The 14,759-nt window shown below is 65.8% G+C and carries 15 protein-coding genes; 6 read left to right on the top strand and 9 right to left on the bottom strand.

Annotated elements, in window-relative coordinates; translation table 11 throughout:
• Positions 1-4 precede the first annotated feature (4 nt).
• Together ehuB and HG262_RS26515 are read right to left on the bottom strand one after the other, a co-directional pair.
• Entirely contained in the window at positions 5-919 is a 915-nt protein-coding gene (gene ehuB / locus HG262_RS26510; RefSeq protein WP_211187785.1) for an ectoine/hydroxyectoine ABC transporter substrate-binding protein EhuB, read from the bottom strand.
• 190 nt (positions 920-1,109) lie between these two features.
• Entirely contained in the window at positions 1,110-2,276 is a 1,167-nt protein-coding gene (locus HG262_RS26515; protein ID WP_169273849.1) for an ABC transporter substrate-binding protein, read from the bottom strand.
• Positions 2,277-2,516: 240 nt separating this feature from the next.
• Between HG262_RS26515 and HG262_RS26520 the strand changes: the two genes are divergently transcribed.
• Together HG262_RS26520 and HG262_RS26525 are read left to right on the top strand one after the other, a co-directional pair.
• Complete coding sequence (locus HG262_RS26520; protein ID WP_169273850.1) at positions 2,517-2,942, top strand: OsmC family protein; 426 nt, start codon at positions 2,517-2,519, stop codon at positions 2,940-2,942.
• A 125-nt stretch (positions 2,943-3,067) separates the two neighbouring features.
• A complete protein-coding gene (locus HG262_RS26525; RefSeq protein WP_169273851.1) occupies positions 3,068-4,357 on the top strand; it encodes an Nramp family divalent metal transporter in 1,290 nt (429 codons plus the stop codon).
• Between the two features lie 88 nt (positions 4,358-4,445).
• On the opposite strand, the gene HG262_RS26530 is transcribed toward HG262_RS26525, so the two are convergent.
• Together HG262_RS26530 and HG262_RS26535 are read right to left on the bottom strand one after the other, a co-directional pair.
• Positions 4,446-4,667: an XRE family transcriptional regulator gene (locus HG262_RS26530; protein WP_169273852.1), complete on the bottom strand. Its 222-nt coding sequence runs from the start codon at positions 4,665-4,667 to the stop codon at positions 4,446-4,448.
• 181 nt (positions 4,668-4,848) lie between these two features.
• Entirely contained in the window at positions 4,849-5,466 is a 618-nt protein-coding gene (locus HG262_RS26535) for a TetR/AcrR family transcriptional regulator (RefSeq protein ID WP_169273853.1), read from the bottom strand.
• Between the two features lie 83 nt (positions 5,467-5,549).
• On the opposite strand from HG262_RS26535, the gene HG262_RS26540 reads away from it, so the two are divergent.
• Positions 5,550-6,833, top strand: a complete 1,284-nt coding sequence (locus HG262_RS26540) for an MFS transporter (protein ID WP_169273854.1) — start codon at positions 5,550-5,552, stop codon at positions 6,831-6,833.
• A 15-nt stretch (positions 6,834-6,848) separates the two neighbouring features.
• Here the strand turns inward: HG262_RS26540 and HG262_RS26545 are convergent, their stop codons facing one another.
• Positions 6,849-7,556 carry a GntR family transcriptional regulator gene (locus tag HG262_RS26545; protein ID WP_169273855.1) on the bottom strand — a complete coding sequence of 236 codons (708 nt, stop codon included), beginning with the start codon at positions 7,554-7,556 and terminating at the stop codon, positions 6,849-6,851.
• Between the two features lie 128 nt (positions 7,557-7,684).
• Between HG262_RS26545 and HG262_RS26550 the strand changes: the two genes are divergently transcribed.
• The 3 genes from HG262_RS26550 to HG262_RS26560 are packed head-to-tail and all read left to right on the top strand — an operon-like array spanning position 7,685 to position 10,818.
• The gene (locus HG262_RS26550) at positions 7,685-8,680 is read left to right on the top strand and encodes a tripartite tricarboxylate transporter substrate binding protein (RefSeq protein ID WP_169273856.1); all 996 of its coding nucleotides are present in this window, start codon (positions 7,685-7,687) and stop codon (positions 8,678-8,680) included.
• A 44-nt stretch (positions 8,681-8,724) separates the two neighbouring features.
• Positions 8,725-9,525, top strand: coding sequence for an enoyl-CoA hydratase-related protein (locus HG262_RS26555; RefSeq protein ID WP_169273857.1), 801 nt, complete (start codon positions 8,725-8,727; stop codon positions 9,523-9,525).
• 21 nt (positions 9,526-9,546) lie between these two features.
• Complete coding sequence (locus HG262_RS26560; RefSeq protein ID WP_169273858.1) at positions 9,547-10,818, top strand: CoA transferase; 1,272 nt, start codon at positions 9,547-9,549, stop codon at positions 10,816-10,818.
• Positions 10,819-11,129: 311 nt separating this feature from the next.
• Here the strand turns inward: HG262_RS26560 and HG262_RS26565 are convergent, their stop codons facing one another.
• The 4 genes from HG262_RS26565 to HG262_RS26580 are packed head-to-tail and all read right to left on the bottom strand — an operon-like array spanning position 11,130 to position 14,669.
• Positions 11,130-11,858 carry an ABC transporter ATP-binding protein gene (locus HG262_RS26565; protein ID WP_169273859.1) on the bottom strand — a complete coding sequence of 243 codons (729 nt, stop codon included), beginning with the start codon at positions 11,856-11,858 and terminating at the stop codon, positions 11,130-11,132.
• The gene (locus tag HG262_RS26570; protein ID WP_169273860.1) at positions 11,855-12,658 is read right to left on the bottom strand and encodes an ABC transporter ATP-binding protein; all 804 of its coding nucleotides are present in this window, start codon (positions 12,656-12,658) and stop codon (positions 11,855-11,857) included. The genes HG262_RS26565 and HG262_RS26570 overlap by 4 nt, the downstream gene beginning before the upstream one ends.
• A complete protein-coding gene (locus HG262_RS26575; protein WP_169273861.1) occupies positions 12,655-13,743 on the bottom strand; it encodes an ABC transporter ATP-binding protein in 1,089 nt (362 codons plus the stop codon). The genes HG262_RS26570 and HG262_RS26575 overlap by 4 nt, the downstream gene beginning before the upstream one ends.
• Entirely contained in the window at positions 13,740-14,669 is a 930-nt protein-coding gene (locus HG262_RS26580) for a branched-chain amino acid ABC transporter permease (RefSeq protein WP_105556325.1), read from the bottom strand. Before HG262_RS26580 ends, HG262_RS26575 begins: the two co-directional genes overlap by 4 nt.
• Between the last annotated feature and the right edge of the window lie 90 nt (positions 14,670-14,759).

The following is a 14,759-nucleotide window of genomic DNA, read 5'->3' on the forward strand; positions in this document are numbered from 1 at the left end:
CCCCTTACTTGCCGGCGCAGAGCTTCGCGGCGGTCATGCCCTGGGGCTGCTCCTTGTCGGTGAAGCCGAAGGGCGCCACGAGTTTCTTGTGCTCGTCGGTGCCGATGTACTTGGCCAGCTCCGCATTGAAGGCATCTGCGAAGGCCTTGTCGTCGGTGCGGAAGGCATAGGCGCCGTAGCCGCGCACGTCCTTGCCGTCGATCACCGGGTCCGTGAACGGATCGGCCTTCTCCAAGCCGCTGCCGGCCTGCGCCTTGCCCATCAGGTCGTTGACGGTCAGCCCGGTGGCGGCGTAGGCGTCGGCCCGGCCGGCCTGCACGCCGGACAACGCGCTGACGGCGTCCGGAAACACCACGACCTGGCCCGCCGGGACCCGCGCTTTCTCGGCGTATTCGCCTTCGATTGCCCCCACCACCACGCCCAGCTTGGCGTCGGGGTTCTTCACCACGTCTTCATAGCTGTGCAGATTCTTGGGATTGCCCTGCTTGACCAGGAACGCCTGGCCCACCCCATAGGTCGGGTCGGAGAATGCCACCTGCTGGCAGCGCTCGGGCGTGACGTACATGCCGGCCGCGATGATGTCGAAACGCTTGGCGGCCAGGCCGGGAATCAGGGAGCCAAATTCGGTCAATACGCCTTCCACTTCGTTGATGCCCATGCGCTTGAGCACCACGCGGGCGATCTCGACGGATTCGCCCGTGACCTTGGCCTCTTTGCTGTCCATGTAGGCAAACGGCGCCTCGTTGGCATAGCCGATGCGGACCTTGCCGGCGGCCTTGGCCGCCTCCAGCGTGTTCGTGGCGCCCGTCGGCGCGCCGCCCGCCACCGGCGCGGCTTTATCGGCGCCCGAGTCGGAACACGCGGCCAACACGCCCAGGCTCAGGGCCAACAGCAAGCGTCTGGATCGGAACAAGGTCATGGATTTTTTCTCCCAAAATCTATTTGTTGGTGTATGGCTTCACTAAAAATAATACGCTATTAAATGATTTCTATACGAATGATGCGGGCGTGAAAAAGCAGGCCTGAGCCTGCTTTTAGGGACTGATGCCTATGGGACGTCAGTAAATGATACTAAACGTATACATTTCTATCGCCCCGCCTTGCGCGGGCTATTGCCCGCCCTGCTCGGCATAGGAGAACCGGCCGTTCTTGACGATGCCCATCACGCGGGCGCGTTCGTCGAACCCTTGATGGTTGTCCTTCGAGATATTCAGCACCCCGTTGGGCACCACCAGATCGCGCGTGTTCTCCAGGGCGTCGCGCAAAGCCGCGCGGAACGCCGGCGTGCCGGGCTTGGCGCCCGTCTTCAGCGCCCGGGCCACCGCCGAATCCAGCAACATCCAGGCGCCATAGGCATCGCCCGCGAACTGCGTCAGCGTGTTGGCGCCGTACTGGCCTTCGTACTTGTCGGCAAACGCCACGGCCACCTTCTTGACCGGGTTGCTGTCCGGCAGCTCGCGGGCCACCACGCCCGGGCCGGTCGGGAACAAGGTGCCCTCGACGTCCTTGCCGCCGACTTGCAGGAATTCCAGCGTGCCGATGCCGTGGGTCTGGTAGATGGCGCCGGTATAGCCGCGCTCCAGCAGCGTTTTCTGCGGCAAGGCGGACGGCGTGCCGGCGCCGGCGATCAGCACCGCGTCCGGCTTGGCCGCGATGACCTTCAGCGTTTGGCCCACCACCGACGCGTCGGTACGCTGGAAGCGCTCCTCGGCCACGATTTTCAGGTCATCGCCCGCGGCGGCGGTGAACTCCTTCCACCAGCTGTCGCCGTACGAATCCGCGAAACCGATGAAGGCCACGTTCTTCAGGCCCTTCTTCTTCATGTCTTCGACCAGGACGGCCGCCATGAGCGAATCGTTCTGCGGCATCTTGAACGCCCAGGCGCGCTTGGGGTCGGACAAGGGTTCCACGATGACGCTGGAGGCGGCCAGCGCGATCATCGGCGTCCCGGTTTCAGCCAGCACGTCCAGCCCGGCCAACGCGGCAGCCGTGGTGTTGGGGCCGACAATCGCGTCGACCTTGTCTTCGGACGTCAGCTTGCGCAGGTTTTTCACCGCTCGGCTGACGTCGGTGCCATCGTCCAGCACCACGTAACGGGCCGGTTCGCCGCCCAGCGTGTTGGGCCACAGGCGGATCGCGTTGTTGGTCTGGATGCCGATGGCGGCGGCGGGTCCCGTCGTGGACACGTCCACACCGATCACGACTTCGGCGTGGGCGGACAAAACGGGAAAGACCAGCGCGGCGGCGCAGGCGAAACGCAGGAAATGGCGTGACATGACAGCAGGCTCTTCGAGTTGAATGAAAGCGATGGCGCTATTTTGCCTGATGGGACTGGCGCGCTTCGGGCCGCCGTTACATCGACTTGCCGTTGCGCACCGGTGGATTCCGCGCCCGCCCCCTGCGCTCGCCGTATCATCGACGATGCCGCCTCCGGCAACATGCACCGCCCGCAGCGGCGGATCGCATCCCTGCAACCGACGCGCCCGCGACGGCGCGCCCCCTCAACAGGAGTCACCATGAAGAAAACCGCATCCGCCGCCTGGTCGGGCGATCTGAAGACTGGCAAGGGCACGATCTCCACGCAAAGCGGCGCGCTCAAGAGCCAACCCTACGGTTTCAATACGCGCTTCGGCGACACCCCGGGCACCAACCCTGAAGAACTGCTGGGCGCCGCCCATGCCGGCTGCTTCACCATGGCGCTGTCGAACATCCTGTCCGAATCCGGCATGGTCGCCACCAGCCTGGACACCAAGGCCGAAGTGACGCTGGACAAAGTGGACGACGGATTCTCCATCACGGCCGTCCACCTGACGGTGGAAGCCGTCATCCCCGGCGCCACCGCGCAAGCCTTCGAGGAAGCCGCCCGCAAGGCCGAGACCGGCTGCCCGGTGTCGAAGGTGCTGAAAGCCAAGATCACCATGGACGCCAAGCTCAAGTCCTGATCGTTCCCTGCCCCTGATGGCGCGCCCGGCGCGCCATTGGGCGCCCCTATCCCGGGCTTGCCCAAAATCAATTTGACGGCCGGCGCACACTTCCGGAAAATGAGAACCATTCTCAGGAGTGTCGCATGACCGGATTCATCTACGCGATATCAGGCGGCAAAGCCGCCCTTGCGCACGACGCCCAGGCGTCGGCGAATCTGCGGCGCATGGTCGGCTCCGGCATCCTGGTGGCCGTGGGCTACATCGATCCGGGCAACTGGGCCACCGACATCGCCGGCGGCAGCGGCTTTGGCTACGGATTGCTGATGGTCGTCATCACCTCGGCGTTCCTGGCCCTGGGTTTCCAGATCCTGGTATCGCGCCTGGCGCTGGCCACCGGGCAGGACCTGGCCACCCTGACGGCCCGCCACCTGTCGCCGCGCTGGTCCAAGGCGGCGTGGCTGGCCGGTGAAGCCGCCATTCTGGCCACCGCCCTGGCCGAACTGATCGGCGGCGCAATCGCGCTGCGCCTGCTGTTCGGCCTGCCGCTGATCGCCGGCGTGGCCGTGACCGGTGTCGGCACCCTCGCCGTGCTGGCGTTGACCCGCGGCAACGCCGACCGCCACGAACGCGTCATCGCCCTGCTGCTGGCGGTAGTAGCCGCGTCGTTCGTCTACCTGCTGTTCAAGGCCAATCCGGCGTGGACGGAAGTGGCGCACGGCGTCACGCAAACCGGCCATGCACTGCGCGACCCGCAAGGCTTCCTGATCGCCCTGGGCATCCTGGGCGCGACCCTGATGCCGCACAACCTCTATCTGCATTCCGGGTCGCTGGCCGAACGCGCAAAGGCGCTTCCGCCATCCGCGCTCGACATGGCAATGCGCCTGGCCCGCAACGACACCATCGTGTCCCTGGGCGTGGCCATGCTGATCAACTCGGCGATCATGATCGTGGCGGCGGCCTCGCTGTCGGGGTCGGGGTTGATCGTGTCCAGCCTGGACGACGCCCATGCCGTGATCGGCCAGACGCTGGGCATCGGCGCCGCCATCGTCTTCGCCGTGGCGCTCTATGCCGCCGGCCAAAGCTCCACGATCACGGGCGTGCTGGCCGGACGCATCCTGTCCAAGGGCTTCCAGATCCGCAGCAACTGGTCGGACCGCCGGCGCGCACTGATGACCCGCCTGATCGCGGGCGCCGCCGCCGTGGGCTTGCTGGTCTTCACGGGCGGCAAGGATCCCGACGAACTGCTGGTGCTGAGCCAGGTCATCCTGAGCCTGGCCCTGCCCTTCGCGTTGGGGCCGCTGGTGGTGCTGGCCTGCCGCAAGGGCGTCATGGGCCAGCACGCGCTGCGCGGCGCCTGGGCCTGGGCCGCGGTCAGCGCCACGGTCGGCATCGTGATCCTGGACGGCTACCTGCTGGTCGACATGGTGGTCTGAGCCGGGCCCCCGGCATCGCCTGTTGGCGACATCGGGGTAAAAAAAACGCCAGCAATCGCTGGCGTTTTTTCTGTCGTACCGCTTGCGCTCAGTGGCGCGCGGAGATGACCGGATGCTGCTGTCGGCCGGCGTCCATGTCATGCAGGACTTCGCCAACGGCGCCGCCCCAAGAAACCAGGCGCGTCTTCAGGCGCAGCCAGGTGCCACGGGTGAAGGGGCCGGACAGGGTTTCCGCTTTGACGGCCTCGCGGATCAGGGACCGCTCCAGCGCATCCGACATACGGGCATTTTTCAACGCGGTATCGCTCATGATTCTCTCCTTGAGAAAGCGCGATGTGGAACAACACAAATTCATGTTAGATCCGCGTTTGCTGCGTTGCAACGAAAATATCAACCATTAATTCGTTCGTTGCGCAATGGGTACAAACACCACCATAACGGTGCATACGGCACCACATTAAGCACTGCTTTTGTGCAGCGCAATACGCCTTTCAGCCGGGCAGATGGGCCTGGATCAGCTTATCGGCCATGTCGGCCACCCTTCCCGCCGGGCCGCCCTTGCCGAACAGCTGGCTGGAAACAAAAGCGCCCTCGATCAACAGCAGCAAGCCATCGGCCAGCGCCTCGGGGTCGCCCGCCCCCATGCCCGCCGCCATTTCATTCAACCGGCGGCGCAGCTCCAGCTTATGTTCGACGGCAACCGCCCGGGCTGGATGCTCGGGTTCGGGATACTCGACCGCCGCATTGGTCAGCCCGCAGCCCCGGTAACCGCTCAGCACGGCGCGCTTGCTCAAGCCCGACAGGTACTCCAGCAGTTGCGCGCGCGGATCGCCCGGATGCGCGTCGCAGGCGGCATTGAAACGCGCCCAGAATTCCGCGTCGTAATCGCGCAGATAGGTGGCCGCCAGCTCGTCCTTGGACGAAAAGCTGCGGTACAGGCTGGGCTTGGTCACGCCGGCCTGGGTAACGATGGCGTCTACCCCGACCGCGCGGATCCCGTCGCGGTAGAACATTTCGCGCGCGGTCTTGCGGATGCGGTCGGCCGCCAGCAGGGGTTTGGTTGCCGGCGTGTCCAGGGGGGCGGACGGGGCGGTGGGTTTGCTGGCCATTCGGGTCTCCATCAAATAGTGCTTGACGATGTTACTGACCGGTACGTACTATTCGCAAACCTTAATACGTACCGGTCAGTAACATGAGTATAGCCCAACCCCCTATCCCATTCCGCCGTGCCGGCCAGAAGTACGCTTTTGTCGTGGTCGCGGTGATTTTCCTTGCATTGCTGGTGTCGGCCGGGCTGCGCTCGTCGCCCAGCGTATTGCTGGTGCCGCTTGAAGAAGCGTTTGGCTGGAGCCGCAGTTCGATCTCGTTCGCCGCGGCCGTCGGCATCTTCCTGTATGGCCTGATCGGCCCCTTCGCCGCCGCCGCGATGGAGCGGTTCGGTCTGCGCCGCATCCTGATCGGCGCGCTCGTCCTGATGTCGGCCTCCAGCGCCGTCAGCGCCTACATGACCGAGCCCTGGCATTTGATGATGACCTGGGGCGTGTTCTCGGGCATCAGCTCGGGCGCAGTGGCCTCGGTATTGGGCGCGACGATCGTCAACCGCTGGTTCACCAAGCACCGCGGCCTGGTCATGGGCCTCCTGACCGCCAGCACCGCCAGCGGCACGCTGGTCTTCCTGCCCGTGCTGGCCACGCTGGCCTCCTCCGGCGACTGGACTCGCGTGGTCTGGACCGTGGCGGCCGCCGCCGCGGCGCTGGTGCCGCTGGCCTGGTGGCTGGTGCCCGACCGCCCCTCCAGCGTCGGCCTGGTGCCGTTCGGCAGCGACCCGAACGCGCCACCCGCCCCCGCCGCCCCGCGCACCGGCATGGTGGCGGCCACGTTCGGCGCCCTGGCCCGCGCCGCCAAGACACGCACGTTCTGGTTCCTGTTCGCCACGTTCTTCATCTGCGGCTTCACCACCAACGGCCTGGTCGGCACGCACCTGATCGCGCTTTGCGGTGACCACGGCATGCTGGAGGTCCAAGCCGCCGGCCTGCTGGCGATCATGGGCATTTTCGACCTGGTCGGCACCACGGCTTCAGGCTGGCTGACCGACCGCTACGACCCGCGCAAGCTGCTGTTCGTCTACTACGCGCTGCGCGGCCTGTCGCTGATCTACCTGCCCTATTCCGACTTCTCGTTCTACAGCCTGTCGATCTTCGCGATCTTCTTCGGCCTGGACTGGATCGCCACCGTGCCGCCCACGCTGCGCCTGACGACGGAAGCCTTCGGCGAGCGCGACGCGGCGATCGTATTCGGGTGGATCGTCGCGGGCCACCAGTTGGGCGCAGCCAGCGCCGCCTGGATGGCGGGCGCCATCCGCGAAGCGCAAGGCAGCTACATGATGGCGTTCGTGATCTCCGGCGCCACGGGCCTCGTCGCCGCCGTGATCGCGCTGCGGATCGGCAAAAAGTCATTGGCGGCGCAGCCGGCCTGAACGGGGCTGCCCGGTTCAGGATTCGCCCACAGCGCCCGGGCGGCCACGAAGGTTGTAGGCCTTCTTGCCGCCTACATGCTTGCGGATCAGCGTTTCGGCACGCTTGCCGTCGCGCGCCATCAGCGCCTGGACAAACGCCTCGTGGTCCGCGACCGCCGTCGTCCACTCGTCAAGGTCGAAATTGGACTTGTAGCGCAACGCCTGCACCTGCAGGTTCAGGCGGTCATAAGACTGCGTCAGCGCCGGATTGTGGGCGGCGCGGTTGATCGCGATGTGCGTGCCCATGCTGGCCGCGAAATACGCCCGGATATCCCGCTTCTGGTAGTTCTCAAGCATCTGCGCATGCAGACCCGCGATCTGGGCAAGCTCCGCGTCCGATGCACGCTCGGCGGCGCTGCGCACCGCCAATCCCTCCAGCACCGACAGCACGTCGAAGATGTTCTCGATGTCGTCCGCCGACAACTCGATCACCATCGCCCCGCGTTTGGGCTGCAACGCCACCAGGCCGTCCGAAGCCAGCATCCGATAGGCCTCGCGCAGCGGCGTGCGTGAAATCTTCAGCTGTTCGCACAGGTCCCGCTCGTTGAGCCAGGTGCCCGGCTTCAGCGTGCCGTCGATGATCAGTTGCCGCAGCCGCTCGGCGACGACCGCCGGCAACGTGGGGTGGTGGATGGCCAAATCCGGGACAGACGCGTCCGGAATCAGGCTTTCAGGGTTAGCCATGGGTTGTTCACACTCAAAACATCGATTATTTTTGTATCCGGTATACCAGACACCAAAGGCATACCAACCTGACCCCATCATAAATCAAGCAACACCCGGGCAGGCCTCATCCACCAAGGAGACTCCATATGAACAAGCATGCTCGCGCCTGGACCGGCGCGCTGGCACTGACCGCCGGCCTGGCCGCCGTCGGCCCCGCCCTGGCGCAGGATCCGGCGAAGTGGCCGGAACGCCCCATCCGCCTGGTCGTCGGCTTTGTGCCGGGCGGCGGCACCGACGTGTCGGCGCGCATCGTTTCCGCGCGCCTGTCCACGTTGCTGGGCCAGCAAATCGTGGTGGAGAACAAGCCGGGCGCCTCCGGGCTGATCGCCGCCGATTACGTGGCCAAGGCCGAGCCGGACGGCTACACGCTATTGCTGGCGAACATGCAGTCCACCGTCGCCGCGCCCTATGTCGTGCAATCCAGTATCGATCCCATCCGGGATTTCACCGCGGTGCGCTACATCGGTTCGGTGCCCAACGTGCTGGTCGTGAACCCGGCCAAGCACCGCTACACCACAGTCCAGAACCTGGTGGACGACGCCCGCGCCAAGCCCAAGCAACTGCTGTATGCCTCGTCCGGCATGGGCAGCCCGCAACATCTGAGCGCGGCGCGCTTTTCCCAGCTTGCCGGCGTGTCGATGGAACACGTTCCCTACAAGGGCAGCGGCCAGGCGATGACCGACCTGCTGGGCGGCAGCGTGGACATGAACTTCGACACGCTGCCCGGCGCGATCAACCAGATCCAGGCCGGCAAGCTGCGTCCGCTGGCGGTCACCAGCGCCGAGCGCAGCAAGCGGTTGCCGGATGTGCCGACGCTGGCCGAGTCCGGCATCAAGGGCCTGGACATCGTGCAGTGGTACGCGGTGCTGGCCCCTGCCAAGCTGCCCCGCCCGATCATGGAGAAGCTGGACCAGGCGTTGGCCCAGACCCTGGCCGACCCTGAAATCGCCGCCAAGCTGGCCGACCAGGGCATGGATCTGGGGGGCGGACCGCAGACCCCTGCGGCATTCGCCGCCTATGTGAAGGACGAATGGACCAAGTACGGCAAGCTCACCGCCAGCCTTGGCCTGACGAAACAATGATCCCCTGCGGGGGCTCGCCCCCCGCGCCTGTTCAAAGGAACACCATGAGCGCTACCTCTACCCCCGACTCCTCGCCCATCCTGCTCAAGCGCGACGGCGACATCGCGACCGTGGTGCTGAACCGCCCGGAAAAGCTCAACGCGTTCACGATCGACGGCTGGCGCCTGCTTGGCGACGTCTTCCTGGAACTGGACCGCGACGACAGTGTGCGCTGCGTGCTGGTCCGGGGCGCGGGCGAAAAGGCGTTCTCGCCCGGCAACGACATCAGCGAATTCGAAACTGCGCGCAGCAACAAGCGCCAGGCAGTGGAATACGGTGCCGTCATGCGCCGCACGATCGAGGCCATCGGCGGCTGCCGCCATCCGGTCGTAGCGCAGATACACGGCATCTGCGTGGGCGGCGGGCTGGAAATCGCCAGCCTGGCCGATCTGCGCATCTGCGGGGAAAGCTCGCGGTTCGGCGTCCCGATCAAGAACCTGGGACTGGTGATGTCGTACTCGGAACTGGCGCCGCTGGTGCGCCTGGTCGGACCGACGACCGCGCTGCAAGTGCTGCTGGAGGGAACGATATTCGACGCCGCCGAGGCATTGCGCCTGGGCGTGGTCTCGCGTGTCGTGCCGGACGATCAGGTAGCCGAACAGGCGCAGGCGGCTGCGCGGCGCATTGCCGACGGGGCGCCTCTGGTGGCGCGCTGGCACAAGAAGTTCGTGCGCAATCTCGTCCAGGGCAAGGCACTGACCGACGCCGACCGTGACGAAGCGTTCGACTGCTTCGATACCGAGGACTTCCGCGCAGGCTACCGCGCCTTCCTGGCCAAGGCCAAACCGCAATTCGGCGGCCGTTGAACGACAGACCAAGGAACAGGCATGCATAACGATACCCACGGCTCCGGCCGCCCGCTTTCCGCCAATACCGATGCGCCCGCCGGCGCGTTGGCCGGCATGCGCGTCATTGAACTGTCGCAGATCATGGCCGGCCCGACCTGCGGCATGATGCTGGCCGATCTGGGCGCCGACGTCATCAAGGTCGAAAAGATCGATGGCGGCGACGATTCGCGCCAATATCGCGACCCGCAGATCAACGGCATTTCGGCGCCCTACCTGATGCTCAACCGCAACAAGCGCGCCATCGCGCTGGACTTGAAGCACCCCGAAGGCAAGAAGGTCTTGCTGCGCATGATCCGGGATGCCGATGTCGTGACCGAGAACTTCCGCAAAGGCACGATGGAAAAGCTGGGCCTGGGCTACGACACGTTGCGCAAGGAGAATCCGGGGCTGATCTATTGCGCCGTCTCGGGGTATGGCACCACCGGCCCCTATGCGGACAAGGGGGGATTCGATCTGGTGGCACAGGGATTTTCGGGCTTGATGGCCATTACCGGCGAACCCGGCGGCCCGCCGCTGCGCACCGGGAACTCGGTAGCCGACATCAACGCGGGCCTGCTGGCGGCATTTGGCGTGTTGGCGGCGTACCAGCACAAGCAACGCACCGGCGAAGGCCAGATCGTGGAAACCTCGTTGCTGGAGGCCAGCCTGCAACAGCTGTACTGGCACGCTGCGATCTATTTCGGCAGCGGCGTATCGCCCGGCCCCACGGGTTCCGCGCACGTGCTCAGCGCGCCGTACCAGGCGTTTCCCACAGGCACCGACTGGATCATCATCGGCGGCGCGAACGAGAAGAACTGGCAGCGCATCGCGCAAGCGCTGGGCAAACCAGAGTGGGCGGACGATCCGCGCTACGCCCGCAACCGCGATCGCATGAATAACCGCGACGAACTGGTGGCGGAGATGTCGGCCATCCTGGAAACCCGCAGCGCGCAGGAATGGCTGGACGTTTTCGACGAGGCCGGCGTACCCGCCGGACCGGTGCATTCGATCGCGCAGGCGCTGTCGCACCCGCAGACGCTGGCGCGCGGGATGGTGGTGGAACAGGATCACCCGGTGGCCGGCAAGGTGCGCACCGTAGGCATGCCGGTGAAGCTGTCGGCCACGCCCGCGCAATACCACCGCGCGGCGCCTCGCCTGGGCGAAGACACCACGGCGATCCTGGGAGAGTTCGGCTACGGCCAGCAGGAAATCGACGCCCTGATCGAGGCCGGCGTGGTCATGGCCGTGGACCGTGAACGCGCACCGGCTTAGAAGATTTTTGGCGGGATTGCTGGCCGTCGGTGTTGTGAGGCAGGGTTCTTGAGTCGCCGGCGTCCGAACTGCGGGATTCCGATGCTCGCCCCGGTGGGGCTGCGCGTCGGATCCCTCCGCCCGGCCACCGGCTCACGGCATCTGCCCATGAACGGGTTCCAAAACCGCAGCATGAGGCCGCCGTCAGCCGAGGCTGCCCGGAGTCATCCGAAGCGCAGCCCCACCGGGGCGAGCATCGGAATGACGCAGGGCAGCCTCGGCGGCTAAAGCACCTTGACATCCACAAGCTCGAAGCCCAGCCGCTCCGCGCCCTACTCGACCTCGCCCAGATAGGCCGCGCGCACCTTGGGATCGTGCAGCATGTCGCCGGCGGGCCCGGACAGGATGATTTCACCCGACTCCATCACATAGCCGCGGTGGCTGTTTTCCAGCGCCAGGCGCGCGTTCTGCTCGATCAGCAGGATCGTGACGCCCTCGCTGGCGACGGTGCGCACCACCTCGAAGACCTTCTCGACCATCAACGGCGCCAAGCCCATCGACGGCTCGTCCAGCAGCAGCAGCTTGGGGCGCGCGATCATCGCGCGGCCCATCGCCACCATCTGCTGTTCGCCGCCGGACAAGGTACCCGCCGCTTGCTTGCGGCGTTCGGCCAAACGCGGGAACAGCGTGAAGACACGGTCGGTGTCCTGGCGGACCTGCGCCGCATCGCGGCGGATGTACGCGCCCATCGCCAGGTTTTCCTCGATGGTCAACTGGCCAAAGATACCGCGGCCTTCCGGCACCATGACCAGGCCCTTGCGGACCAGGTCATGCGACTTCTGGCCGCCGATCGACTGCCCGCCGTACACCACTTCGCCGCCCGCCAGCGGCACCAGGCCGCAGATGGCGCGCAGCGTCGTGCTCTTGCCGGCGCCATTGGCGCCGATCAGGCACACGAGTTCGCCTTCATCCACGCGCAGATCAATGCCTCGCACCGCGCGGATGCCGCCATAGGCGACCTGCAAACCACGCAGTTCCAATAAGGGTTGGGATGCCGTCATGTTGCCGGGCTCTCCTTGTGAATCAGCGGATCCTGGGCCGCGCCGGCGCCCAGGTACGCTTCAATGACCTTGGGATCGCGTTGCACCTGGGCAGGTTTGCCCATCGCCAGCACCTTGCCGTATTCCAGCACCAGCACGCGGTCGCACAGTCCCATGACCAACTTCATGTCGTGTTCGATCAACAGCACCGTGACGCCGTCGCCGCGGATCTTCTCGACCAGCTTGCGCAGTACCACCGTTTCCGACGCGTTCATCCCGGCAGCGGGTTCGTCCAACGCCAGCAGCTTGGGATCCGTCGCCAGGGCGCGTGCGATCTCAAGACGGCGCTGGTCGCCATAAGGCAGCGAACGCGCGACGTCGTTGGCGCGATGGCCGATGCCCACGTAGTCCAGCAGCTCTTGCGCCCGCGCCTCGATGGCGGCCTCTTCGGCACGCGTGCCGCGCGTGCGCAGCACGGCGCCCAGCACGCCCGCCTTGGTGCGCATGTGGCGGCCGATCATCACGTTCTCGATCGCCGACAGGTTGGCAAACAGGCGGATGTTCTGGAAAGTGCGCGCCAGACCGGCAAACGCGACTTCATGCGGCTTCTTGCCCGACAGGGACGCGCCATTGAAGGTGCAGCTGCCCTCTTCCGGGATGTACAGGCCGGTCAGCACGTTGAACAGCGTGGTCTTGCCCGCGCCGTTCGGGCCGATCAGCCCATAGATCTCGCCTTGTTCAATATCGAAACTGACGTCCGACAAAGCCTGCAGGCCGCCGAAGCGTTTGCCCAGGCCCTGGGCTTGCAGCAGCTTGCTCATGCTCCGCCTCCTTGCGCCTTGGTCGCGAGCTCGCGCTTGCGCACCGCCGACGGCCACAGGCCCGCGGGGCGGAACAGCATGACGCACACCATCGCCAGGCCGAACAGCAGCATGCGGATGCCTTCGGGGTCCAGTATCACGGCGCCAAACACCATGTGCTGGAAGGGCTCGACCACCGCGCGCAGGAATTCCGGCAACGCCGCCAGGATCAACGCGCCCAGGATCACGCCCGGAATATGCCCCATGCCGCCCAGCACCACCATGCACAGGATCGAGATGGATTCCATCAGCGAGAAACTCTCGGGGCTGACAAAACCCTGCATCGACGCGAACAACGCGCCCGCCACGCCGCCGAACGAGGCGCCCATCGCGAATGCCAGCAGCTTGATATTGCGCGTGTTGATGCCCATCGCCTTGGCGGCGATCTCGTCTTCACGAATGGCTTCCCAGGCGCGACCGATGCGCGAATTCTGCAGGCGCACGCACACCACGATGATCAGGAGCGTCAGCGCCAGCAGCAGGTAGTAGTACTTCTCCGGCCCCGTGAACCGGATGCCAAAGAGGCTTTCCGTGCGCCCGAACGCGAATTCGCCCACCTTGAACGTGTCGATGCGGTTGATGCCCTGCGGCCCGTTCGTGATGTTGATCGGGGCGTTCAGGTTGTTCAGGAAGATGCGGATGATTTCCCCGAAGCCCAAGGTCACGATCGCCAGATAGTCCCCTCGCAGCTTCAGCGTCGGCGCCCCCAACAGCACGCCGAACAGGCATGCCACGGCCAGCGCGATCGGCAGGATCGCCCAGAACGGCAGATGCAGCCCGAAGTGCGGCGACGCCAGCAAGGCCCAGGTATAGGCGCCCACCGCGTAGAACGCGATGTAGCCCAGGTCCAGCAGGCCGGCAAAGCCCACCACGATGTTCAGGCCCAGCGACAGCATCACGTACAGCAACGCGAAGTTCAGGATGCGCACCCAGCTCTGGCCGGCCATGCCGATCACAAAGGGCAGCACCGCCAGCACGATGCCGATCAGCGCGATGCCGATCAGGTTGCGGGTCGACAGCCCGCTGGTTTTCAATGCGGCGTTCATGCGCGATCCCCCACGCGTTCGCCCAGCAGGCCGGACGGACGGAAGATCAGCACCAGCACCAGCACGAAGAACGCGAACACGTCCTGGTAATGGCTGCCGAGGAAGCCGCCGGTCAGGTCGCCGATATAGCCGGCGCCCAGCGATTCGATGATGCCCAGCAGCAAGCCGCCGGCCATCGCGCCCACCATGTTGCCGATGCCGCCCAGCACGGCGGCCGTGAAGGCCTTCAGGCCCAGCATGAAGCCCATCGTGTATTGCGACACGCCGTAGTAGGTCGCGACCATCATGCCCGCCACGGCGGCCAGCGCCGACCCGATCAGGAACGCCGCCGAGATGACCGTATTGATATTGACGCCCATCAGCCCCGCCACTTCGCGGTTCTGCGCGGTGGCGCGCATCGCCGTGCCCAGGCGCGTCTTGTGCACCACGGCCAGCAGGCCGCCCATGATCAGCGCGGCGATCACCACGATGGCGATCTGCAGCGAGCTCATGCGCGCACCGGCGAATTCGAACACGTGCGGCGACAGCACCTGCGGGAAGTTCAGGTAATTGCGGCCCCAGCCCATCATCGCCACGTTCTGCAGGATGATGGACACGCCGATCGCCGTGATCAGCGCCGCCAGGCGCGGCGCGCGGCGCAGTGGCCGGTAGGCCACGCGCTCGGCCGTCCAGCCCACCGCCATGCACAGCGGCACGGACACCAAGAGGCCCACGCCCAGCACCACGAACGCAGACACGCCGGGATCGCCGCCGACTAGCGAAATGGCGATCGTCGTGGCCGCCATGGCGCCGATCATGACGACGTCGCCATGCGCGAAGTTGATCAGCCCGATGATGCCGTACACCATGGTGTAGCCAAGGGCGACCAGGGCGTACACGCTGCCTAGCGTGACGCCGTTAATCAGTTGTTGAATGAAGATATCCATAGGGGCCGCGGAAATAAGCCTGGAAAAGTCGCGCGGGCCGCGCGGCCGGAACCGTCACGGGCCAGGCGCGGGGTGCGCGCCGCGCACAGA

Origin of the sequence: Achromobacter sp. Bel (assembly GCF_012928505.1) — a bacterium.
GTDB lineage: Bacteria > Pseudomonadota > Gammaproteobacteria > Burkholderiales > Burkholderiaceae_B > Achromobacter.